At 74.1% G+C, this 21,828-nt stretch carries 25 protein-coding genes; 17 read left to right on the plus strand and 8 right to left on the minus strand.

The window, feature by feature from the left end:
- Positions 1–51: 51 nt before the first annotated feature.
- The 5 genes from IR158_RS13240 to IR158_RS13260 all read left to right on the plus strand — a co-directional run bounded on the left by IR158_RS13240 (position 52) and on the right by IR158_RS13260 (position 3,441).
- A complete protein-coding gene (locus tag IR158_RS13240) occupies positions 52–804 on the plus strand; it encodes a tyrosine-protein phosphatase (RefSeq protein ID WP_291813763.1) in 753 nt (250 codons plus the stop codon).
- A gap of 202 nt (positions 805–1,006) precedes the next feature.
- A complete protein-coding gene (locus IR158_RS13245) occupies positions 1,007–1,996 on the plus strand; it encodes a DUF2332 domain-containing protein (protein ID WP_291813765.1) in 990 nt (329 codons plus the stop codon).
- 35 nt (positions 1,997–2,031) lie between these two features.
- Positions 2,032–2,529 carry a DUF4274 domain-containing protein gene (locus tag IR158_RS13250; RefSeq protein ID WP_291813766.1) on the plus strand — a complete coding sequence of 166 codons (498 nt, stop codon included), beginning with the start codon at positions 2,032–2,034 and terminating at the stop codon, positions 2,527–2,529.
- 5 nt (positions 2,530–2,534) lie between these two features.
- On the plus strand, positions 2,535–2,933 hold the full coding sequence (locus tag IR158_RS13255) for a VOC family protein (protein ID WP_291813768.1): 399 nt from the start codon (positions 2,535–2,537) through the stop codon (positions 2,931–2,933).
- 40 nt (positions 2,934–2,973) lie between these two features.
- Positions 2,974–3,441, plus strand: a complete 468-nt coding sequence (locus IR158_RS13260; RefSeq protein ID WP_291813770.1) for an SRPBCC family protein — start codon at positions 2,974–2,976, stop codon at positions 3,439–3,441.
- Between the two features lie 93 nt (positions 3,442–3,534).
- On the opposite strand, the gene IR158_RS13265 is transcribed toward IR158_RS13260, so the two are convergent.
- A complete protein-coding gene (locus IR158_RS13265) occupies positions 3,535–4,227 on the minus strand; it encodes a TetR/AcrR family transcriptional regulator (RefSeq protein WP_291813771.1) in 693 nt (230 codons plus the stop codon).
- 118 nt (positions 4,228–4,345) lie between these two features.
- Between IR158_RS13265 and IR158_RS13270 the strand changes: the two genes are divergently transcribed.
- Positions 4,346–5,509, plus strand: coding sequence for a PQQ-dependent sugar dehydrogenase (locus tag IR158_RS13270; RefSeq protein WP_291813773.1), 1,164 nt, complete (start codon positions 4,346–4,348; stop codon positions 5,507–5,509).
- Positions 5,510–5,605: 96 nt separating this feature from the next.
- On the opposite strand, the gene IR158_RS13275 is transcribed toward IR158_RS13270, so the two are convergent.
- Complete coding sequence (locus tag IR158_RS13275; protein ID WP_291813775.1) at positions 5,606–6,439, minus strand: hypothetical protein; 834 nt, start codon at positions 6,437–6,439, stop codon at positions 5,606–5,608.
- 381 nt (positions 6,440–6,820) lie between these two features.
- Between IR158_RS13275 and IR158_RS13280 the strand changes: the two genes are divergently transcribed.
- The gene (locus IR158_RS13280; protein ID WP_291813777.1) at positions 6,821–7,198 is read left to right on the plus strand and encodes a DUF2255 family protein; all 378 of its coding nucleotides are present in this window, start codon (positions 6,821–6,823) and stop codon (positions 7,196–7,198) included.
- 7 nt (positions 7,199–7,205) lie between these two features.
- Here IR158_RS13280 and IR158_RS13285 read toward each other — a convergent pair whose 3' ends face one another.
- Entirely contained in the window at positions 7,206–7,577 is a 372-nt protein-coding gene (locus IR158_RS13285) for a metalloregulator ArsR/SmtB family transcription factor (RefSeq protein ID WP_291813780.1), read from the minus strand.
- A gap of 103 nt (positions 7,578–7,680) precedes the next feature.
- Between IR158_RS13285 and arsM the strand changes: the two genes are divergently transcribed.
- Positions 7,681–8,439: an arsenite methyltransferase gene (gene arsM / locus IR158_RS13290; RefSeq protein WP_291813781.1), complete on the plus strand. Its 759-nt coding sequence runs from the start codon at positions 7,681–7,683 to the stop codon at positions 8,437–8,439.
- 47 nt (positions 8,440–8,486) lie between these two features.
- Here arsM and IR158_RS13295 read toward each other — a convergent pair whose 3' ends face one another.
- Both IR158_RS13295 and IR158_RS13300 read right to left on the minus strand, forming a co-directional pair.
- Positions 8,487–9,005, minus strand: a complete 519-nt coding sequence (locus IR158_RS13295) for a CarD family transcriptional regulator (RefSeq protein ID WP_291813783.1) — start codon at positions 9,003–9,005, stop codon at positions 8,487–8,489.
- 210 nt (positions 9,006–9,215) lie between these two features.
- Positions 9,216–9,509 carry a sulfurtransferase TusA family protein gene (locus IR158_RS13300; protein ID WP_291813784.1) on the minus strand — a complete coding sequence of 98 codons (294 nt, stop codon included), beginning with the start codon at positions 9,507–9,509 and terminating at the stop codon, positions 9,216–9,218.
- A 302-nt stretch (positions 9,510–9,811) separates the two neighbouring features.
- Between IR158_RS13300 and IR158_RS13305 the strand changes: the two genes are divergently transcribed.
- From IR158_RS13305 to IR158_RS13325, 5 genes are all read left to right on the plus strand, one after another.
- Positions 9,812–10,849 (plus strand): glycoside hydrolase family 11 protein, encoded by a 1,038-nt coding sequence (locus tag IR158_RS13305; protein WP_291813786.1) that lies wholly within the window; start codon positions 9,812–9,814, stop codon positions 10,847–10,849.
- A 341-nt stretch (positions 10,850–11,190) separates the two neighbouring features.
- Entirely contained in the window at positions 11,191–13,248 is a 2,058-nt protein-coding gene (locus IR158_RS13310) for a glycoside hydrolase family 11 protein (RefSeq protein WP_291813788.1), read from the plus strand.
- Between the two features lie 125 nt (positions 13,249–13,373).
- On the plus strand, positions 13,374–14,012 hold the full coding sequence (locus IR158_RS13315) for an FMN-binding negative transcriptional regulator (RefSeq protein WP_291813790.1): 639 nt from the start codon (positions 13,374–13,376) through the stop codon (positions 14,010–14,012).
- Positions 14,013–14,140: 128 nt separating this feature from the next.
- The gene (locus tag IR158_RS13320) at positions 14,141–14,737 is read left to right on the plus strand and encodes a bifunctional 2-polyprenyl-6-hydroxyphenol methylase/3-demethylubiquinol 3-O-methyltransferase UbiG (RefSeq protein WP_291813792.1); all 597 of its coding nucleotides are present in this window, start codon (positions 14,141–14,143) and stop codon (positions 14,735–14,737) included.
- A 224-nt stretch (positions 14,738–14,961) separates the two neighbouring features.
- On the plus strand, positions 14,962–16,248 hold the full coding sequence (locus IR158_RS13325) for a cellulose binding domain-containing protein (protein ID WP_291813793.1): 1,287 nt from the start codon (positions 14,962–14,964) through the stop codon (positions 16,246–16,248).
- 199 nt (positions 16,249–16,447) lie between these two features.
- On the opposite strand, the gene IR158_RS13330 is transcribed toward IR158_RS13325, so the two are convergent.
- Genes IR158_RS13330 through IR158_RS13340 form a run of 3 tightly spaced genes read right to left on the minus strand, consistent with a single transcriptional unit; the run spans position 16,448 to position 17,783 of the window.
- On the minus strand, positions 16,448–16,807 hold the full coding sequence (locus IR158_RS13330; protein ID WP_291813794.1) for a CrcB family protein: 360 nt from the start codon (positions 16,805–16,807) through the stop codon (positions 16,448–16,450).
- Positions 16,804–17,256 (minus strand): CrcB family protein, encoded by a 453-nt coding sequence (locus IR158_RS13335; RefSeq protein WP_291813796.1) that lies wholly within the window; start codon positions 17,254–17,256, stop codon positions 16,804–16,806. Before IR158_RS13335 ends, IR158_RS13330 begins: the two co-directional genes overlap by 4 nt.
- The gene (locus IR158_RS13340) at positions 17,244–17,783 is read right to left on the minus strand and encodes a universal stress protein (RefSeq protein ID WP_291813798.1); all 540 of its coding nucleotides are present in this window, start codon (positions 17,781–17,783) and stop codon (positions 17,244–17,246) included. Before IR158_RS13340 ends, IR158_RS13335 begins: the two co-directional genes overlap by 13 nt.
- A 197-nt stretch (positions 17,784–17,980) precedes the next feature.
- Here IR158_RS13340 and IR158_RS13345 point away from each other — a divergent pair, with 197 nt between their 5' ends.
- The 4 genes from IR158_RS13345 to IR158_RS13360 all read left to right on the plus strand — a co-directional run bounded on the left by IR158_RS13345 (position 17,981) and on the right by IR158_RS13360 (position 21,795).
- On the plus strand, positions 17,981–18,838 hold the full coding sequence (locus IR158_RS13345) for an SDR family oxidoreductase (protein ID WP_291813799.1): 858 nt from the start codon (positions 17,981–17,983) through the stop codon (positions 18,836–18,838).
- A 112-nt stretch (positions 18,839–18,950) separates the two neighbouring features.
- Positions 18,951–20,708, plus strand: coding sequence for a bifunctional diguanylate cyclase/phosphodiesterase (locus IR158_RS13350; protein WP_291813800.1), 1,758 nt, complete (start codon positions 18,951–18,953; stop codon positions 20,706–20,708).
- A gap of 127 nt (positions 20,709–20,835) precedes the next feature.
- Positions 20,836–21,234: a PIN domain-containing protein gene (locus tag IR158_RS13355; protein ID WP_291813802.1), complete on the plus strand. Its 399-nt coding sequence runs from the start codon at positions 20,836–20,838 to the stop codon at positions 21,232–21,234.
- Between the two features lie 69 nt (positions 21,235–21,303).
- Positions 21,304–21,795: a GNAT family N-acetyltransferase gene (locus IR158_RS13360; RefSeq protein WP_291813804.1), complete on the plus strand. Its 492-nt coding sequence runs from the start codon at positions 21,304–21,306 to the stop codon at positions 21,793–21,795.
- The last annotated feature ends 33 nt before the right edge of the window (positions 21,796–21,828 follow it).

Here is a 21,828-nt window from a genome sequence, read left to right on the forward strand (position 1 = left end):
GCTGCCGCGCCCCGCGGACGGCGACGCCGGAGCCCCGCTAGCCTGCCGCGGGTGAGAGCGCTGACCTGGGACGGGTACCGCAACGTGCGCGACCTCGGTGGGCTGCCGACCCCGCTGTCGCCGACCGGGGTGACGGTGCCCGGCCGCGTCGCCCGCGGCCCCCGACGCGAGTGGCTGACCGCGACGGGTCGCGCCGACGCGCGCGCGTGGGGTGTGCGGACGGTCGTCGACCTGCGCAACGCGGACGAGCACGCCCCGTGGCCGGGCGACCCGGAGGTCGCCGGCACCGCCTGGGTCGGGGTGACGATCGTGCACGCCCCCACGGAGGACCCGGACCACGCCGAGTTCCGGGAGGTCTGCGGACCGATCCTCGACTCCCCGCTGTACTGGCGGCACAACGCCCGCCTGCTGCCCGCGCTGCTGCGGCGCACGCTGGACGGGATCGGCCGCGCCGAGCCGGGCGTGCTGGTGCACTGCAGCGCCGGCCGCGACCGCACGGGCCTGGTCGTCGCGCTGCTGCTCGCCCACGCGGGGGTCGCTCCCGAGCACGTCGCGGCGGACTGGGCCGAGTCCGTGCGGGCGATGGCCGGCGGGCACCACCGCCCGGAGGACCGTCAGTCGGCGTGGGGCGACGCGGAGGTCGAGCAGTTCCTCGCGGAGTCCGTCCCCGTCGTCGAGGACGTCGCGGGCGACGTCCAGCGGGTCCTGGACGTCATCGGGCTGGACGCCGACGCACGGGCTCGCCTCCGCGACCTGCTGACCAGGTCCGCAGGGTGGGACGCGGCTCCCGCGAGACCAGCCTGAGGCAGCTCACCGAGGGCGGTGCGCCACCTCAGGCCGGTCTCGTGAGCACGACGTCTCAGGGTCTGGTCACGGCCCTGGCTGGAGGCGCCGGTGCGCGGCCCAGCGTCGGGTCATGGACGGCGAACGGCCGTGCAGCCGGGTCGTGGCCGCCAGCGCACCGAGGTCGACGAGCGGCCGTGGCGAACCTGGCACGCTGAGGCCCGTGGACCCTGCGACGCACCTCGGCACGTCCCCCGTGGCCCGCGCCTACGGCGCCTTCGCGGAGCGGGAGGCACGCGGGACCTCACCCACGTACGAGGAGTGGGCCGCCGGCGTCAGCGCGGACCGGCAGGTCACGGCCCTGCTGGACACGTTGCCGCCCGGCAAGCGGCAGCCGAACCTCGTGTTCGCCGCGGCGCGGTGGCACGGGGCGTCGGGCGGCTACGACGACCTGCGCCGCACGCTGCTCACGCGGTGGAACGAGGTCGCGGCCACCATTCGCGCCCGCGCGACGCAGACCAACGAGGCGGGCCGCTGCGCGACGCTCCTGCCGTTCCTCGCGGAGCTCCCCCAGCCGCTGGCGCTGCTCGAGGTCGGGGCCTCCGCGGGCCTGTGCCTGCTGCCCGACCGGTACTCGTACCGCTACGACGACGCCGACGGCGGCTCGCGCGCGCTCGACCCCGCGGACGGACCGTCGCCCGTCGTGCTGCCCTGCACCCTCGGTCCGGGGATCGCGGCACCGGAGCGGCTGCCGGAGGTCGTGTGGCGCGCGGGCGTCGACCTGTCCCCCGTCGACGTCACCGACGACGACGCGTGCGCGTGGCTGGAGACGCTGGTCTGGCCCGAGCACGACGACCGCCGCGCCCGGCTGCGCGCCGCCCTCGCGGTCGCGCGCCTCGACCCGCCGCGCGTCGTCGCCGGTGACCTGCTCGACGTGCTGCCGGCACTCGCGTCGCAGGCGCCGCGCGACGCGACGCTCGTCGTGCTGCACAGCGCGGTCCTCGCGTACCTGACCCCGCAGGCCCGTGAGTCCTTCGTGGAACTGGTCGGGACGTTGCCCGGGCACTGGCTCGGCAACGAGGGCGCCCGGGTCCTGCCGACCACGGCCGACCTCGTCTCGGACCGCGTCGACCGCGGCTTCGTCGTCAGCCTGGACGGCACGCCGCGCGCGTACGCCGACCCGCACGGCAGGAGCCTGTCGCCGTTGCCCTGAACCGTCGCGCGGAGCCTGCGGGTTACGCTCGCGACGTGAGCACCGAGACCCCGGAACCGGATGAGGCCGAGCAGTTCCTGCGGGACTTCCTGCGCGCGGCGACCCCGCAGCAGCGGCACACCTTCGTCCGGCGGACGAACTACGACGGCGGCGACGCGACGATCCGGTTCGTGCTCGACGACCCGACGACGGACCGCGCCACGGCCCTGGCTGCCTACTGGATCCTCGGCGCCTGCTACTACTCGCGCTACGCGACGGCCGAGGAGACCGCCGACTACGAGCGCCCCACGTGGGAGCTGCTGCGGAGCATCGAGGAGCGGTACGCCGCCGGCTTCTGGGCCGACCACGGCATCGCGTTCGACCCGACCGACGACGACGAGATCGACTGGACCGACGACTACGGCGCGCCCGTGGCCCGGCCCGTGCCCGAGGTGATGCGCCGGGCCGTGCCCGGTGAGCTCGTCGACGACGCCGGCACCGAGGACGGGCTGCCGCTGGACGTGCACCTGCGGTGGACGGCGCTGGCGGGCTGACGCGGGTGCCCACGCGCGGGCGCCTGCACCACCTCGAGCTCTGGGTGCCGGACCTCGACCGTGCCGCCGCGACGCTCGGCTGGCTCCTCGAGCAGCTCGGGCACACGCGGACCGACGCGTGGGCCACGGGAGCGAGCTGGCGCCTCGGCGACACCTACGTGGTCCTCGAGTCGGGCCCGGACGTCGTCGCCGCACCCCACGAGCGTCGCCGGCCCGGGCTCAACCACGTCGCGTTCCACGCCGGGACCCGGCAGGACGTCGACGCGCTGACCGCCGCCGCGCAGCAGCAGGGCTGGACCCTGCTGTTCCCCGACCGGCACCCGCACGCGGGCGGGCCCGACCACTACGCGGCCTACCTCGAGGACGGCGACGGTTTCGAGGTCGAGCTGGTGGCATCCGGCTGACGAGCGGGCGCCGGACCCGCACGCCCCCTAGGGTCGGCGGATGATCGTCGAGTCCAGCGTCGACGTCCCGGTCGCCCCGGACGTCGCCTTCGCGGTGTCGCAGACCACCGGCGCGGTCCGCCTGCGCTGGGACCCCTTCATCCGTCGCCAGGCGTTCCTCGACGGCGCGACCGCGCCCGCCAAGGGCGTCCGGACGCTGACGCGCCACCGCTCCGGGCTGCGGATGGTCAGCGAGTACGTCTCGTACAAGCCCCCGACGAACGTCGGGATGAAGATGGTCACCGGGCCGTGGTTCTTCGCGGTCATGGCCGGGGGCTGGCGGTTCACGGCGCTGCCGGACGGCGGCACGCGCGCGGTCTGGCGGTACAGCTTCACGTGCCGGCCGGCGTGGCTGGCACCGGTCGCCGAGCGCATCGGACGCGTCGTGCTGCAGCGGGACGTCGACCGGCGGATCGCAGGGTTCGCGCGCGGGTGCGCCGACCCGCAGGTGGTGGCCGCGGTCGGCTGAGACGTCCCCGCCCGTGGACTGCGGCCGTGCCGGGCCCGACACGGCTCTGGGCCGGCTGCACGGCGCGGCCCCTGCGCCGGGGCCCGCCGCGCGTCAGCGCCCCGGGGCCGCCAACCGGTCGAGCCACTCGGCGAGGAGCCCGCGCTCGGCCCGGGTGAGCGCGTCGGCCTCGGGCAGCGCGGCGCGGATGGTGCGTGCCGCGACGCCGAGGGGGTCCTGTGCACCCGTGGCCGGGGCGTCGGTGGTGAGCGCGGCGATCATCGCCTCCCGCGCGAGCAGCGGCACCTGCGGGTCGCGCTCGGCCTCGGGGGTGGCGATGAGCAGCAGCGTCGTGCCGCGACCCGCCGCGTGGAACACCTGGGCGGCGGTGCTCTCGTCGACGCGCAGGCGTCCGGCGGCGGCGACCCGGCGCATCATCGCCACGAGGATCTCCTCGGAACGCCGCACGGCGGCCGCGGGGCCGCCCGGGCGGGGGGCGCCGTAGAGCGCGACGTACACCGCGGGGTTCGCGAGCCCGAACCCGATGTGCAGGTCCCAGCCGCGGCGCAGGTCCTGCACGGGGTCCTCGTCGTGGTCGCGCTGCGTCTTCGCGGCGAGGTACTCCTCGAACCGGCGTTCCGTGACCGCGTCGAGCAGGCCGTCCTTGTCGCGGAACAGCCGGTAGATCGTCGGGGCCTGGACGCCGGCCGCCGCACCCACCGCACGTGTCGACATCGCCTCCGGCCCGCCCGCGTCCAGCAGGTGCAGAGCCGCGTCGATGATCCGGTCCCGGGCGGTGTCGCTCACGTAGCGACGCTAACAGCCCACACCCGCTCTCGGTAATACCGGTGCTAACAATTGCGGCGTATCGGTGATACGTTAGCGGTGCTCATCACAGTGATCCGCACGCGACGAAGGAGCGACGATGCCCACCTCCCGACGCACGAGACACCGCACCCGCCCGCACCGCTCGGCCGCAGCCGCAGGCGCCCTCGCCCTCCTGCTCGCCGCGTGCACGCCTGGCGCCGAGACGCCCGCCGCCACCACGGTGGCTCCCTCCGCACCCGGCACGCCCGCATCGTCGGACGGCCCCCGACTCGTCCCGGGCGACGTCACCGAGGTCGCCACCGACCTCGTCATGCCGTGGGGCCTGACGTTCCTCCCGGACGGCGCCGCCCTGGTCTCCAGCCGCTCGACGGGCCAGATCGTGCGCCTGCCGCCCGGCGGCGGGTCCCCCGACGTGGTGGGGGTCGTCCCCGACGTCGAGGTCGGGTCGGAGGGCGGGCTGCTGGGCATCGCCGCCTCACCGTCCTTCGCGGACGACCGGACCGTCTACGCGTACGTGTCGTCCTCACCCACCAACCGGGTCGTCGCGCTCACCCTCGCTGACGACCTGCGCTCCCTGCGCGTCGACCGCGTCCTGCTGGACGGGATCGAGACCGCCGACCGGCACCACGGCGGGCGCATCGTGGTCGGGCCCGACGGGCACCTCTGGATCGGCACCGGCGACGCCTTCGACCCCGAGAACGCCGCCGACGCGGACTCGCTGAACGGCAAGGTCCTGCGCATCGCGACGGACGGCACGGTGCCCGACGGCAACCCGTCCGGCTCGCCCGTGTACTCCAGCGGCCACCGCAACGTCCAGGGCATCGCCTTCGGCCCGGACGGCACCGCGTACGCCTCGGAGCTCGGGCACCGCACCTGGGACGAGCTCAACGTCCTGCAGCCCGGTCTGGACTACGGCTGGCCGGCGTCCGAGGGCACCACCGGGGACCACGGCGAACCGCCGGTCTTCACCCTCCACCCCGACGACGCGTCACCGTCGGGCATCGCCTACGCGGGCGGCTCGATCTGGATGGGCGCGCTCGGCGGGCAGCGCCTGTGGCAGCTCCCGGTCGACGGCCCGCGACCCGCGGGCGACCCGGTCGAGTGGTTCACGGGCGAGCACGGCCGCATCCGCACCGTCGAGGTCGCACCGGACGGCGCCCTGTGGATCGTCACCTCCAACACCGACCGCGCGACCTGGGGCGGCACCGACCCGCGGCCCGGGGACGACCGCGTCCTGCGGGTCGAGCTGGTCGCCGGGTAGCGCCGACCCCGGCGCGTGTGGACGGCGGACGAACGCGGACTCCTGCCACCTCTCAGCGATGGGTGCGGCAGGAGCCCGCGTTCGCCACAGTCTGTCCTAACCCCCGCAGCCGACGCGCTCGGAATCGAGGGTGATGTCGTCGACCCAGAGGTCGAAGTGGTCGGGCGTCGCGCCGCCCTGGTACAGCTGCCAGCCGATCTTCACGGTGTCGGCCGTCGGCAGGACGAACGGCACGTCCGCGCCGCCGTGCTCGTCCCCGGTCACCGTGAGGTCCGGCTGCGGGACACCGTCGAACCACACCGAGACCCGGTTCTCCGGGGCGAACCACTCGAACTCGACGCACTGCCACCGGTCCTCGACGGTGGGCGCCGACTCGCGCCAGTTGGTCCAGTCCCCCGTCGGGCCGCCGTCGGCGCCGACGCCCCAGAACGTCGCGTCGGGGCCGACCGTCGGGGCGAACTGACCACCGAGCGGGCGCACGACCTCGTCGCTGCCGGACCCCGTGACCTCGACGAGCGTGAAGTGCGCCCAGTCCGGAGCCGTCGGGAAGTCGTCGACCTTGATGCGCAGCCGCCCGTAGAACGTGTTCTCCGGCGCCGCGAAGTCGACCACCTTGAGGAACGCGTACCCGTTGTCCTCCGTGTGCACGCGCAGCACCTTGCCCGCGCGCCCGGCCCGCTCGACCTTGAGCGTCCCGTGCCGGGTGTCGACGCCCCAGTCGAGGCTGGCGGCACCGCCCGTGGGCTCGGACTCGAAGTCCTCGCAGAACAGCGCCTCGACGCGCTCGCAGCCGCCGCGCGGTCCGTGACCGGGCCCGGGCCCCTTGCCCGGGCCGGGTCCGTGACCGCCCCCGGCGGCCGCGACGGGAGCGAGGGCGAGCGTGGCCGCGGCGAGCGCCGCGACGGTGACCAGGGTGGGGATCGTCCTCATGCGCGCACCAACCATTCGTTCGGGTGACGGAACCCCTCGGATGCTAGGCAGGGCGCGGGCCCCAGGTCCCGACCCGAAACGATTGATCGACGAGACCGCTCCACCTCCCCCACCCCACACCCACCCACTCCACCCACCCCACCCCCACCCCACACCCACCCCCCACCCGCCGAACTCGTCCTTCGGCGGCTTCCGACGGCTCGGTGGCCGCCGAAGGTCGAGATCGTCGGGCGATCGTCTCGTCAGGTGAGCCGGGGCCTCGAGGTTCAGTGCGGGGGCGTCGTCGAGGGTTCCAGTGGCGACCGACGCAGTGCTGGCCCCGACTGGCGGCCGTCCGGGTGTGCGACGACGATCGAGGTCCGTCGTCGGACCGGAGGACTCATGGGGACCTGGGGACCTGAGGCGCTCGCCCGCATCGGCGGCGCGGACGAGCTGGAGCTCGCGTCGTACCGACCGGACGGCACGCTGCGGCCGTACGTGACGATCTGGGGCGTGCGGGTCGGCGACGACCTCTACGTCCGGTCGGCGCACGGGCCGGAGAACGGCTGGTTCCGCCGTGCGCGGGCCTCCGGCAGGGCTCGGGTGCGCGCGGGTGGCGTCGAGGAGGACGTCGTCCTCGAGGCGCCACCGCCGGACGTGCACGCCGACGTGGACGCCGCGTACCACGCCAAGTACGACCGCTACGGGCCGACGTACGTCGGCGCGGTGGTCGGGCCGCAGGTCGTCGACGTGACCCTGCGGCTCGTCCCGCGCGACTGACGCCCGCTCAGGCCTGCGGCGCCTGGCCGAGGTGCGCCCCCAGGTGCCCGACGAGCTGCTCGACGGCGCCGGGGACCAGCGCGTAGTAGGCCCACACGCCACGCTTCTCGCGGGTGACCAGGCCGGCGTCGGCCAGGACCTTGAGGTGGTGGGAGACGGTGGGCTGCGAGAGGCCGACCGGCTCGGTCAGGTCGCACACGCACGCCTCGGCCCCGTCGTGCGAGGCGATGATCGACAGCAGGCGCAGCCGCGTCGGGTCGGCGAGCGCCTTGAGCGGACGCGCCAGGTCCTCGGCGGCCTCGGCGTCCAGCGGGTCGCAGGTGACCGGCGCGCAGCAGGCCCGTCCGGTGGTCGCGGTGAGCCCCAGGTCGACGGTCATGCGACCAGTGTCACCCAGACATCGGCGCCTGTCGATATTGACAGTCATCGATGGCTAGGTCCATGGTTCAGGCATCGACATACTTCGATGCACGGAGGCAGAGATGACCGACATCCGGGACCAGGTCCGCGAGCGCTACGCCCTCGCCGCGACGCAGGCGAGCACGGCAGGCTGCTGCGGCAGCGACACCGCCGCGAGCTGCGGCGGGCCGAACGCCCCCGACATCGACGAGCGGTTCGGGGCCGGCCTCTACGCCGCCGCGGACACCGACACCCTCCCGGTCGAGGCCGTGGCCGCCTCCCTCGGCTGCGGCAACCCCCTGATGGTCGCCGAGCTGCGCGAGGGCGAGCGCGTGCTCGACCTCGGCTCCGGCGGCGGCATCGACGTCCTGCTGTCCGCCCGCCGCGTCGGTCCCACGGGCTTCGCGCACGGCGTCGACATGACCGACGAGATGCTCGACCTGGCACGCGCCAACGCCGAGAAGGCGGGCGCGACGAACGTCGCGTTCCACCGGGGCACGATCGAGGACCTCCCGCTGCCCGACGCCAGCGTCGACGTGGTCATCTCGAACTGCGTCGTCAACCTCTCCCCCGACAAGCCTGCCGTGCTCGCCGAGGCCTTCCGCGTGCTCGCCCCCGGCGGCCGGTTCGGCATCTCCGACGTCGTCGCCGAGGACCACCTCACCCCCGACCAGCGCGCCGAGCGCGGCTCCTACGTCGGGTGCATCGCCGGCGCGCTGTCGCGCAGCGAGTACCTCGACGGCCTGGCCGCGGCCGGCTTCGTCGACGCGACCGTGACGTTCACGCACCAGGTGGCCGACGGCATGCACGGTGCGATCGTGCAGGCCCGCCGGCCGGCCTGACCGTCCGCGGGAGGCCCGCCGCGCTCGCGCCCGTGCCGTGCCGGAGGTCAGGACACGACGTGCAGCTCCGGTGACGAGCCCTTGTCGTCCAGGATGGCGGCGTCGATCATCTCCTGGGCACGCTCGCGCTCGACCCCCAGGGCGAGCGCCATCTCCGTGAGCAGCGGCTGCGTCGCCGACCAGAGCTGGTCCTTCTCCCCCGTCGACAGGCCCCGCTCCACGCTGCGACGCGTGAGGTCGCGCACGACCTCCGCCTGCACGAGGTGGTCCTGGCTGCGCATCCGCTCCTGGTTCTCCTTGAACCGGCGGGTCCACGCCTCGTGGACGTGCGCGGTCGGGGCCGCGAGGACGGCGAGGAGCGCCGCGATGCCGTCGGCGTCGTAGAGCGGCCGCAGGCCGATCTCGTCGGCCTTGTCCAGCGGGACGGACACGACCATCCCGCTCCCGACGACCTCGAGCTGCAGGTACTGGTGCGTCTCGCCGCGGAACGTCCGCTCGAGCGTGTCGACGACGCGGGTGGGGCCGTGGTGGGGGTGGACGACGATCTCACCGATGGCGGGCTGCATGGGTCACACCTCTTGCTTGGCGCGGCACCGCGCTCGGCCCCGTACGCGACGAGGACCGCCTCCCTACGACGGCGTGCCGTCGTGGGGAACGCGCGGACCGGTCCACCACCCGGGATGGGGACGGGGAGCCGCGCGAGCCGGTAAGACCATTGTCCCACGCGACGCCAAGCACAGGACAGAGCGGTCACGCAGCGCCCTGGCGACGACCTGTCAGGCGGTCCCGGGAGCTCGGTGCCAGGGGTTGCGCGCGTCGGTCGGCGCCGGGCGTGCGGCGACCGCCACCGCGTACGTGGGGCGGGCGGTCCCGCCGACGGCACCCAGGTAGTCGTGCCCGGTCATGTGGCACCACACCGGCAGGTCGATGGGGGCGACGGGGTCGGCCGTCACGAGGTGGACGACGGTACCCGGTGCCATCGTCGCGACCCGGTCGCGCAGCAGGACGAGCAGGCGGGCGCATCCCAGGTCCCCACCGTCGATCGTCACGACGTCCCCCGTACCGGCCACGGCGTGAGGGTAGCCCGGGGGTGCTGTGGCACGTCGTCGTCGACGGCGCGCGGGACCGTCGAAACCTTGCGATCGAGGCAGATAAACGCGCAGACGACCACGATGCGGAAGTTAAAGGATTAGATCCACAAACTGCCGGGGAGCGGCCACGCTCCCACGCTGCACACTGCTGCCGTCACGGCGCAGGAGAACGATCACAGCCGATCACGCTCCCGTCGCGACATCCGCCGGCACGCAGGTGGGAGCGCGGGTCGGCCGAACCGTCACGTCCCCCGCTCGACTGCCCTAGGGAGTGCCATCAGATGACCGACACTTTCGCGCGACGCCCCCGCCGTCGCCACTCGCTGCGCGCCACGGTGGGCGCGCTCGCCACCGGCGCGCTCGTCGCCGGCACCGTCGCCCTGGCCGGACCGGCCTCGGCGCAGAACGTCAACAGCAACCAGACCGGCACCCACAGCGGCTACTGGTTCTCCTTCTGGACCGACAGCCCCGGCACCGTCTCCGCGGTCCTCGGCAACGGCGGCAACTACTCGACGTCGTGGCGCAACACCGGCAACTTCGTCATCGGCAAGGGCTGGTCCACGGGCAGCGACCGCGCGGTCAGCTACTCCGGCCAGTTCAACCCGTCGGGCAACGCCTACCTGACGCTGTACGGGTGGACCAACGGCCCGCTCGTCGAGTACTACATCGTCGACAACTGGGGCACCTACCGTCCGACCGGCACGTTCAAGGGCACGGTCACCTCGGACGGCGGCACGTACGACATCTACGAGACGACGCGCTACAACGCCCCGTCGATCGAGGGGAACTCCTCGACGTTCAAGCAGTTCTGGTCGGTCCGCCAGCAGAAGCGCACCGGCGGCACCATCACCGCCGGCAACCACTTCTCCGCCTGGTCGCGTGCGGGCATGCAGATGGGCCGCCACAACTACATGATCATGGCCACCGAGGGCTACCAGTCCTCCGGCTCGTCGAACATCACGGTCGGCACGGGCAGCGCCGACAACGGTGGCGGCGGCAACAACGGCGGCGGTGGGAACACCGGCGGCGGCGGCAGCACCGGCGGCAACGACAGCGGCAGCAACACCACCAACGGCTGCACCGTCAGCTGGACGCGGGGCGAGGAGTGGGGCGACCGCTTCAACGTCAACTACACCGTGTCCGGCCGGTCGAGCTGGTCCGTGACCGTCTACCCGAACAGCGGCCAGTCGGTCCAGAACTCGTGGGGCGCCACCCGCAGCGGCAACACGTTCCGCTCCAGCGGTTCGAACAGCTTCGGCGTGACGTACTACAAGGGGTCGCAGAACATCAACTACATCCCCTGGGGCATCTGCTCCTGACAGCACGATGACGGGGTGCCGGGGTCGTCCTCGGCACCCCGTCGCACGTCCGCCACCGCCCGCCCTCGGCGCCGATCACTTTCGGTGCCGACGGCGGGCGGTGTCGGTCCTGGGGCGCACGAGCGCTCGCAGAGCCACCCCGGGGTGGTCGTGACGCCCTTAAACGGTTTGGGCAGCCTGTGGCCTGTTCACCTGCGGATTCGCCTCGGCCACACTGACGAAGTCCGGTGTCCGAGGTGCCACCCGCGCCTGGCTCACCCCACGTACGAGCCGGTGAGCGCCACCTGACCCGCCGGCTCGGACTCCTGTCCCACCGATGTGCTCGCACAGAGGAGCCTTTGATGCTCGATACTTTCGACACGGCCCGACCGGCCCGGAGAGGGCAGCGCACCCTGCGCGCCCTCCTGGGCACGGTCGCCGCCGCGACGCTGGCCGCCGGCGGCGTCGCCGTGGCCGCGCCCGCGACCGCGGCCACCATCACGACCAACCAGACCGGCACGGACGGCCTGTGGTACTCGTTCTGGACCGACAGCCAGGGCACCGTCTCCTCCGAGATGAACGGGGGCGGCAAGTACACGACGCGGTGGCAGAACACCGGCAACTTCGTCATCGGCAAGGGCTGGTCCAAGGGCGACAGCTCCAAGGTCGTGAGCTACTCCGGTCAGTTCAATCCCTCGGGCAACGCCTACCTGACGCTGTACGGGTGGACCAACGGCCCGCTGATCGAGTACTACATCGTCGACTCGTGGGGCACCTACCGCCCGACCGGCACCCACAAGGGCACCGTCACCACCGACGGCGGCACGTACGACATCTACGAGACGACCCGCGTCAACGCCCCGTCGATCGAGGGCGACTCCTCGACGTTCAAGCAGTTCTGGTCGGTGCGGCAGTCCAAGCGCGTGGGCGGCACCATCACCGCCGGCAACCACTTCTCCGCGTGGGCGTCAAAGGGCATGCAGCTGGGCAACCACAACTACATGATCATGGCGACCGAGGGCTACCAGTCCTCCGGCTCGTCGGACATCACGGTCACCGAGGGCTCCGGCGGGGGCGGCAACACGGGCGGCGGCAACACCGGTGGCGGCAACACCGGTGGCGGCAACACCGGTGGTGGCACGTCGAACGGCTGCACCGTCACGGCCTCGGCCGTCGCGGGCGAGTCGTGGGGCGACCGCTTCAACGTGAACTACACCGTCTCCGGCGCGACCAGCTGGAGCGTCACGGTCAACCCCGGCTCGGGCCAGTCGATCCAGAACTCCTGGAACGCCACCCGCTCGGGCAACACCTTCACGTCGGCCGGCAACCAGACCTTCGGCGTGACGTACTACTCCGGCGGCAACAACACCGTCCCGTCCGCGAGCTGCACGGCGGCCGGTGGGAGCACGGGCGGCAACACCGGCGGCAACACGGGTGGGAACACCGGCGGCAACACCGGCGGGAACACGGGTGGGAACACCGGCGGCAACACCGGTGGTGGCACCACGCAGAACTGCTCGGCCGGCTACGTCGGCCTGACGTTCGACGACGGCCCGAACTCCGGGACGACGAACCAGATCATCAGCGCGCTCAAGGCCGCGAACGCCACGGCCACGGTCTTCCCGACCGGCCAGAACGCGCAGAACAACGCCTCGCTCATGCAGGCCTACAAGAACGCCGGCCTGCAGATCGGCAACCACAGCTGGGACCACCCGCACCTGGTGAACATGAGCCAGAGCGACGTCCAGTCGCAGCTCTCGCGCACGCAGCAGGCGATCCAGAGCACCGCGGGCGTCACGCCCACGGTCTTCCGCCCGCCGTACGGTGAGGTCAACGGCACGGTCAACAACGTCGCCGCCGGTCTCGGCCTGCGCGTCGTCACGTGGGACGTCGACTCGAACGACTGGAACAACGCGTCGTCGTCGAGCATCCGCTCGGCCGCGCAGCGACTGACCAACGGCCAGACGATCCTCATGCACGACTGGCCCGCGGCCACCGTGCAGGCGCTGCCCGGCATCCTGCAGGACCTGCAGTCGCGCAACCTGTGCACCGGCCACATCTCGGCCTCCACCGGTCGCGCGGTCGCGCCGGCCGGCGGGAGCACGGGTGGGAACACCGGCGGGAACACCGGTGGGAACACCGGTGGGAACACGGGCGGCAGCACCGGCTCCTGCACCGTCACGGGAACGGCCGTCGCGGGCGAGTCGTGGGGCGACCGCTTCAACGTCACCTACACCGTCTCCGGCGCCTCGAACTGGTCGGTCACGGTCAGCCCCGGCTCGGGCCAGTCGGTCCAGAACTCCTGGAACGCGACGCGCTCGGGCAACACCTTCACGTCGGCGGGCAACAACAGCTTCGGCGTGACGTTCTACTCGGGCGGGAACAACACGGTCCCGTCCGCCACCTGCACCGCACGCTGACGCAGGTCAGCACAGCACGACCAGCACGACCCGCGGGGCCGTCCGCCGGAGCACCCCTCCGGTGGGCGGCCCCGAGCCGTCCCGTCGCACGGTCGGGCCGACGCACCCGCCGCTACGCTCGCCGGGTGTACGTGCCCGTCTTCAACGCCCTCGACGACGCCGACGAGATCCGCGCGCTCGTCGCGGCCGCCGGCTCGGCCGAGCTCGTGACGGTCGGTACCGACGGCTACCCGGTCTCGACGCTGCTGCCCGTCGTGTGGGACGGGGACCGGCTCGTGCTGCACATGGCCCGCGCCAACCCGCAGTGGCGGACCATCGGCGACGACGCCCCCGCACTGGCCGTCGTCACGGGCCCGCAGGCGTACGTCTCCCCCACCTGGTACCCGAGCAAGGCGGAGCACGGGCGCATGGTGCCGACGTGGAACTACTCGGCCGTGCACCTCACCGGCCGGGCCCGTGTGCACACGGATCCGGCGTGGCTGCGCGACGCGGTCACGGCGCTCACGGACCGCCACGAGGCCGGCCGGCCGGACCGCTGGCAGGTCACGGACGCCCCCGAGGTCTTCGTCGAGAAGCAGCTGCGGGCGATCGTCGGCATCGAGCTGCTGGTCGAGCGCGTCGAGGCCAAGGCGAAGCTGAGCCAGAACCGCTCGGCCGCGGACCACGCGGGCGTCGTCACCGGCCTGGACGCGCAGGACGACACCCAGTCGTCCGCCGTCGCGCACGCCATGCGCACCCACACCCCCCACACCCCCCGCCCCTGACCCCGCACTCCCCCCCACCCCCCCCAGACCGTGAGAGGTCGATCCAGTCACGCCGCAGTTCGTGCACCCGCTGCTGGCAGCGGCCGGAAGGCCGGACGTCGACCGTCCCCTCTCGGTAGGTTCCCGGCATGAACGCACCCTCGGAGCGGTGGAACCACAACCTCCACTACCACCCGCTCGTCCTCGACGCGGTGCCGGCGCACGCGCGCACGGCGCTCGACGTGGGCACGGGTGACGGGCTGCTCGCCGCCGACCTGCGCCGACGCGTGCCGCACGTGGTCGGCATCGACCTGGACGCGGACGTGCTGACCCGCGCGCGGGCGGCGGGGGACGACATCGCGTGGATGCACGGCGACGCCCTGGAATCGCCGTTCCCGGCCGGCGCGTTCGACGTCGTCGCGTCCGTCGCGGTCCTGCACCACCTGCCCGACCTGGCCGACGGCCTGCGACGCCTGTCGACGCTGGTCGCACCCGGCGGCGTGCTCGTCGACGTCGGGATGGCCCGGTCGGTCGGCTGGCGGGACGCCCCCTGGGAGCTCGCCGGGGTCGCACAGCACCAGGTGCTCGGCCGCACCCGCACCTACTGGGAGCACACGGCACCGACGCTCTGGCCGCCCCCGCACACCTATGCGGAGGTCCGGGACATCATGCGGGAGGTGCTGCCCGGCGCGCGCTGGCGGCGGCTGCCGCTGTGGCGGTACGCGCTGGTGTGGCAGCGCCCCTGAGCCTGCGACGCGGCGTGGCGCCGTCGGTCCCGCGCGGACCGCCGGATCCGTTGGCGTACGAACCGTTTCGGCCCCTACGCCGGGCGGGTGGTGTATCGCTACATTCGCCGGACCGTGAACGTTCGCCACCCCACGGTCGACCTGCGTCCGGCATCGCGGCCGACGCACCGCCAGGGAGGAACCCCACCGTGCGACCCAGAAACGCCCCTACCCGCCTGCGGGCGGTGATCGCGGCATCCGCCGCGGCCCTCGTCCTCGGAGCCCTCGTCACGCCCGCCTCCGCCTCGCCCGTCGCGGCGCTGGCGGGCGGCGTCGCCCCCACCGCCGTCACCGCCGGCTGCGGCAGCGCGCCGCGCCTGGCGACCGGCAACCACACGATCACCAGCAGCGGCCAGCAGCGTCAGTTCCGGCTCGACGTGCCCGCCAACTACGACCCGAACAAGGCGTACCGCCTGGTGCTCGGGATCCACTGGTGGCACGGCACGTCCCAGGACGTCGTCAACGAGAACTTCTACGGCCTGAAGCCGCTGGCCAACAACAGCACGATCTTCATCGCGCCCCAGGGCATCGACAACGCGTGGCCCAACTCCGGCGGGCGTGACGTCACGTTCATCGACGACATCCTGCGGACCGTCGAGGCCGCGCTGTGCGTCGACACCTCGCAGCGGTTCTCCACCGGCTTCAGCTACGGCGGCGGCATGAGCAACGCGCTGGCCTGCGCCCGCGCGAACGTCTTCCGCGGCGTCGCGGTCCTCAACGGCGCGCAGCTGTCCGGCTGCGAGGGCGGCACGCAGCCCATCGCGTACCTCGGGTCGCACGGCGTCGTCGACAGCGTCCTCAACATCTCGCAGGGCCGGGCCCTGCGGGACCGCGCGCTGCGCAACAACGGCTGCCAGGCGCAGAACGCACCGGAGCCGGCAGGCAACAGCGGCCAGGCCCACACCAAGACGACCTACCAGTGCCGTGACGGCTTCCCGGTCGTCTGGATCGCCAACGACAGCGACCACCAGTGGGCCGCCGTCGACCGCGGCAAGCAGCAGTCGCACGTGCCCGGCGAGATCTGGCAGTTCTTCACGGCGCTGCGCTCGACGACGGACACGTCGACCCCCACCCCGACGCCCACGCCCACGGTGACGCCGACGCAGACCCCCACCCCGACGCCGTCCGTCACGCCGACGTCCACACCGACGCCGACGCCGACGACCACCACGCCGCCGCCCTCGGGTGGCTGCACCGCGACGTACACCACGACCAACTCCTGGCCCGGTGGGTTCCAGGGCGAGGTGACGGTGCGCGCCGGCGCGGCGATCTCCGGCTGGACGGTCAGCTGGAGCGGTTCCGGCAGCCAGATCCAGCAGCTCTGGAACGGCACGCTCGCGCCGCAGGGTGACCAGGTCGTCGTGAGCAACGTGTCGTGGAACGGCTCGATCCCGGCCAACGGGAGCGCGTCGTTCGGGTTCCTCGGCAGCGGTACGCCGTCGACCCCGACGCTGACCTGCAGCGCCCGCTGACGACACCCACCGGCTGACGGCACCGCCGTCCGCCGCACCGTCCGGCAGCCCCCGCTGCCGGACAGCACCACCGCCTCCCGACCCGGACAGGTCCGCGCCTTCCGGGACGGGTCCCTCCCCGGTGTCCGGGGGGTCGAGCGGGTCGCGCCGTCCTGGTGACACGGCGCGGCCCGCTCTCGGCCGTCGGCACCCGGGTGCGTCAGGGAGACGTGAGCCAGAGACCCGCGACCGCGGCCGCCACGCACGCGACCAGCATGCCGATCGCGTGCAGCACCCCGGCGGCGCCGCGACCCGCGAGCAGCAGACGCGCGGCCTCGACGCTCGCGGTGCTGAACGTCGAGTACCCGCCCAGGAACCCGACGCCGACCACCCCGCGCACGCCGTCGTGCCCCGGGTGCGCCAGCAGCCACCCGGTCAGCGCACCCAGCAGCAGGCACGCGGTCACGTTGACGACGAGCGTGCCCGCCGGGAACCGGGCGCGACCGCGCGACACCCCCGTGTCGACGACGAACCGCGCCGCCGCGCCCAGCCCGCCCGCGAGCGCGACCACGACGATCACGACGCGCCTGCCGCGGCGTCGTCGCCCGGCGAGCGACCGGCGAGGGCACGGCCCACGAGCAGGAGCCCGGCGCCCGCGGCCACGACGCCGAGCACGATGCTGCCCAGCGCGTACGCCACACCGGTCACGACGTGGCCGGTCGCCACCAGCTGCTCGACCTCGAGCGCGAACGTGCTGTACGTCGTGAAGCCCCCGAGGACCCCCGTGCCGACGCCGAGGCGCACCGCCCGCCGCCGGCCGACGTCCGGGCCGCGCTGCAGCACGGCCAGCAGCGCACCGAGCAGGAGCGATCCGACGACGTTGACCACGAAGGTGCGCCACGGCCAGGCGCCCGGGGCGACGGGCTGCGTCAGCAGCGCGCGGGCAAGCACGCCGACGGTGCCGCCTGCGGCGACGAGCAGCGCCGCGACGGGCAGGGGCAGCGGGTCGGGCGAGGTCACCGCTGCCACGGCGCCCGCGGGTCCTGCCAGTCGACGACGCTCAACGGCACGGTCAGCACGGGCCGGTGCTGGTGGTACCCGAGGTGCAGGGCGATCGAGCCCTCCAGCAGCTCCCGCAGCCGCCCGGACCGGCTGCCGACGACGATCGCGGACGCGTCGACGGCCCGCGCGAGGTGCGTGAGCGCCCGGTCCGGACGCCCCGCGAGGTAGTGCACGCGCCACACGACCTGCTGCCCGGCGAGGTGCTCGGCGGCCTGCGCGCGCAGCTCGTCCCGGACGCGCTGCCAGGTGTCGTCCAGGCCGTCGGGGTCCAGCGACATGTGGGCCACGGAGCCGTCGGCGCGCTCGTGCACCACGTAGCGCGACGGGTCGACGTAGGCGAGGTGCAGATGCGGGGCGCCGACCGCCCGCCCCCACGCCGCGGCGGTACGCACGACGAGCGGGTCCTGCCCGGGGACGACGCCCACGACCAGGGGGTGCCCGGCAGGGTCGACCATGCGGTCGAGCGCGGGCTGGGGGACCGGGCGGGCGTCCATGGCCATCCTTCCGCGGGGAGCAGGAGGGACCGTCGCAGGTCACGGGCGACACGGTTCGCCCCCCGACGTCCGTGCCGGTCCACACCCTACGGGGCAGGTGAGGGCCCGGGTGCCCGTTTCACGGCCTGCGCTCCCGCAGGGGCGCCGGCGCGAATCGGCGTGCGCCCGGGCGGACCGACCGTCTAGCGTCGCCGCTCATGAGCGAGGACGCGCGAGTGGGCGAGGACCGGCGAGTGCGCGAGGACCGGCGAGTGCGCGAGGACCTGCGAGGACGGACCGCCGTGGTGACCGGCGTGAGCCGACGGCGCGGCATCGGGTTCGCGGTCGCCTCCCGGCTGGCCCGTGCGGGGGCGAGCGTGTTCGTCCAGCACTGGGCCCCGCACGACGCGGAGCAGCCGTGGGGCGCCGACGACGTGCCGGCGGTGCTCGCGGCGCTCGAGGCCGAGCTCGTCCCGGGCGCGCACCTCGCCGCGACGAGCCTGGACCTCGCGGCGCCCACGGGCGGCGAGGAGCTCGTCGCACGCGCCGTCGACGCCCTCGGGCACCTCGACGTGCTCGTCGCCAACCACGCCCGCAGCGGCGGTGACGGCACGCTGGCCGAGCAGACCGCCGAGACCCTCGACGCCCACTGGGCGGTCAACACGCGCTCGACGCTCCTGGCGACCAAGGCGTTCGCGGCGCAGCACGACGGACGCCCCGGCGGACGCGTCGTGTGGATGACGTCGGGGCAGGTGCACGGCGCGATGCCCCACGAGATCGCGTACGCGGCGTCGAAGGCGGCGCTCGCGGGCGTCACCGCCTCGGTCGCGCACGACCTCGCCGACCGCGGCATCCTGCTCAACACCGTCAACCCCGGGCCCGTGAACACCGGCTACCTCGACGTCGACGCGGGGGCGCGCTCCCCCGAGGAGCTGGCCGCGATCGTCGCGCACTTCCCCGGCGGCCGGTTCGGCGAGCCCGACGACCCCGCGCGCCTCATCGAGTGGCTCGTCTCCGACGCCGGTCGCTGGGTCGTCGGCCAGGTCCTGTCCACCGAGGGCGGCTTCCGCCGCTGACCCGACGCTCGTCGCCCGGCAGGGTGACGAGCGGGTGATCCTCCCCCCGTCGGAGGCTGACGGAGCACCGCACACCTGGACGAACGGCGCGCCGCCCCCGAAGGTGGGCAAGGTGGCAACGTCGACGCGCACCGGCACGTCCGACGTCCTCGTGCGCACCACCGCTGTCCTGTTCACCGTCGGCGGGGTCGCCGCGACCCTGCTCTCGCTCGACGTCATACGCGTCATGGGCACCGACGGCGTCCCGTTCCTGGTGCTCGCGCTCGCCGCCGTGGCGACCGGTCCGGTGCTGCTCGCCGTCGCGCCACGGATCCCGCCGCGGGGCATCGCGGTCACCGTGCTCGTCGGTGCCGCCGTGCTGGGCGTCGGGACAGCGAGGTCCCCGACCCTCGCGCTCGCGATGGCGTCCGCGGCGATGGCCATGCTCGTCACCATCGAGTCCATGCTCTTCCTGCGGCGGGGTGACGCATGGGTGCTGGTCGCGGTCGCCGGTGCGTGCCAGGTCGTCCCGCTGCTGGCGGTGCACCGCGTGCCGGCTCTCGTCTGCGCGGCGCTGGTGGTGCTGTGGGTGGGGGTCGCCTGGGTGGTCGGCGTGCTCGCGCGCCACGCGTCGACGGCCGGCGTCGACGCCCTCACGGGCCTGGCCGACCGGCGGGCGTGGGACGCCGCGCTCGAGCACGCCGTCGAGCGTCGCGAGCGCCGCGCCCAGCCGCTGTCCCTCGCGCTCGTCGACATCGACCACTTCAAGCTCGTCAACGACGAGCGCGGGCACGCGGCGGGTGACGAGCTGCTGCGGGAGACCGCGGACGCGTGGCGTGCGCTCGACGTGCCCGGCATGGTGCTGGGACGGCGGGGCGGCGACGAGTTCGCGGTGCTGCTGCCGGGGGCGACCGGGCCGCAGGCGCTCGCCGTGGCGGACCAGCTGTGCGCGTCCGCGCCGGCGGCCGTCTCGTGCGGGGTCGCCGAGCACGTCGAGGGCGAGACGGTGGCCCAGGTGCTGCGCCGCACCGACGCCGCCCTGTACGCCGCCAAGGCGGCCGGGCGCGGTCGCACGGTGCTGGCCGAGCGGCGCCGCAGCCGGCTCGTCGACGACCTCGCGCGCGCCCTGGCGGCCGACGAGGTGCGCGTCGAGCTGCAGCCGATCGTGTCGCTCACGGAGCGCAGGGTGGTCGCCGTCGAGGCGCTGGCGCGCTGGGACCACCCGCGCCTCGGCCCCGTGGAGCCGCTGGAGTTCGTGGCCGCCGCGGAGGACGGCGGCGTGATCGACCTGCTCGGCGCCACGGTCCTGCGGCACGCGTGCGCGGACGCCCACGTGCTGCAGGAGGCGTGGGGGCGGCCGGTGACCCTGGGCGTCAACGTCTCGGGTCGCGAGCTGGTGGGGCAGCGCTACGCCGACCGCGTGCTGGCGGCACTGGATGCGGCCGGCTGGCCGCGGACGCAGTTCGTCCTGGAGGTCACCGAGAGCGTGGTCGAGGCGTCCGGGCCGGCGGCGCTACGCGCACTGGGCGCCCTGCGGGAGGACGGCGTGCGCGTCGCGATCGACGACTTCGGCACCGGGTTCTCGTCCCTCAGCCGTCTCGACGAGCTGCCGGCCGACTTCCTCAAGCTCGACCGGCAGTTCCTGACGTCGCTGACGACGTCGGCCCGGCGCACCGGGATGGTCCGTGCGCTGCTCGACCTGTGCGCGGAGCTCGACATGCTCGTGATCGCCGAGGGCGTCGAGACCGCCGAGCAGGCGCGGCTGCTCGCGGACCTCGGCTGCCCCGCGGCGCAGGGCTACCACTACGGCGGCCCGATGCCCGTGGCGCAGCTCGCGGCGACGTCGTGGCGGACGGACGACGCCGTCCCGCCGGTGGCGTCGGGCGGGTGACGTAGCGACGCCTCCGAGTCTGGGGGCGCCGCCTGCGGGACGCCCTGGCGAGCATCCCTCCGCTCGACGACGACCTCGAGGCCGACATCGCCGCGGCCACGACGCTGCTGACCGACGACGGAGGACCGTGGGACGGCGCCTGATCCTCGACACCGGCGCCCTGATCGCGTTCGAGCGCGGCACGCTCGACCGGGACGCGCTCGACGAGGACGACCTCGCGATCGCCGCCGTCACGGTCGCCGAGTTCCGCACGGGCATCGAGCTCGCCGACACCCCGGAGCTGGCGGCCGCCCGCGCGCGGACCCTCGCGGCGATCCTCGACGCGATCGTCGTCCTGGACTACACGGCGCGCACCGCGGCCGAGCACGCGCGGCTCCTGCCACACGTCCGCCGCACGGGCACCCCCCGCGCAGCGCACGACGTGATCATCGCGGCGCACGCCGCCGAGCACGGACGCGCCGTGGTCTCGCTCGACGCGCGAGCGAGGTTCGACGACCTGCCCGGCGTGCTCACCGCCACGCCGTGACGTCCACGGCTGCCGGCGCGCTCCCGCCACCCCTCGACCGGTGCCGGGGCCGACGGTAACCTCGCGCCCGTGACGGCGGACGAGACGGCGCGGGGCTCCACGCAGCCCCCCGGCCTGGACGTCGCCCGCTACCGGTTCACGGCCGATCGCGCCGACGTCGACCGGCCGACCGTGCACCGCTGGCTGTCCGAGCGCTCCTACTGGGCCCGCGGCCGCGCGGCCGACGTCCAGGACGCCGCGATCGACGCGTCCCTGTGCTTCGGCGTCCTCGAGCGCGCGTCCGGTCGGCAGGCGGCGTTCGCGCGCGTCGTCACCGACGGCGCGACGTTCGCGTGGCTGTGCGACGTGTTCGTCGACGAGACCGAGCGCGGCAACGGCGTCGGGACGGCACTCGTGGCGGGCGTCCTCGCGCACCTCGACGCGATGGGCCTGCCGCGCGTGGCGCTGGCCACGGCCGACGCGCACGGGCTGTACGAGCGGTTCGGGTTCTCGGCCACGACGCCCGGGATGTACATGGCGCGGCTGCGCGAGCCGCGCGGCGCGAGACCCGACGCCACCTGACGTCGCGCCGCGTCCCGCCACCTCACGTCACGC

The organism is Cellulomonas sp., from assembly GCF_015234515.1.
In the GTDB taxonomy this organism is placed as follows: Bacteria; Actinomycetota; Actinomycetes; order Actinomycetales; family Cellulomonadaceae; genus Cellulomonas.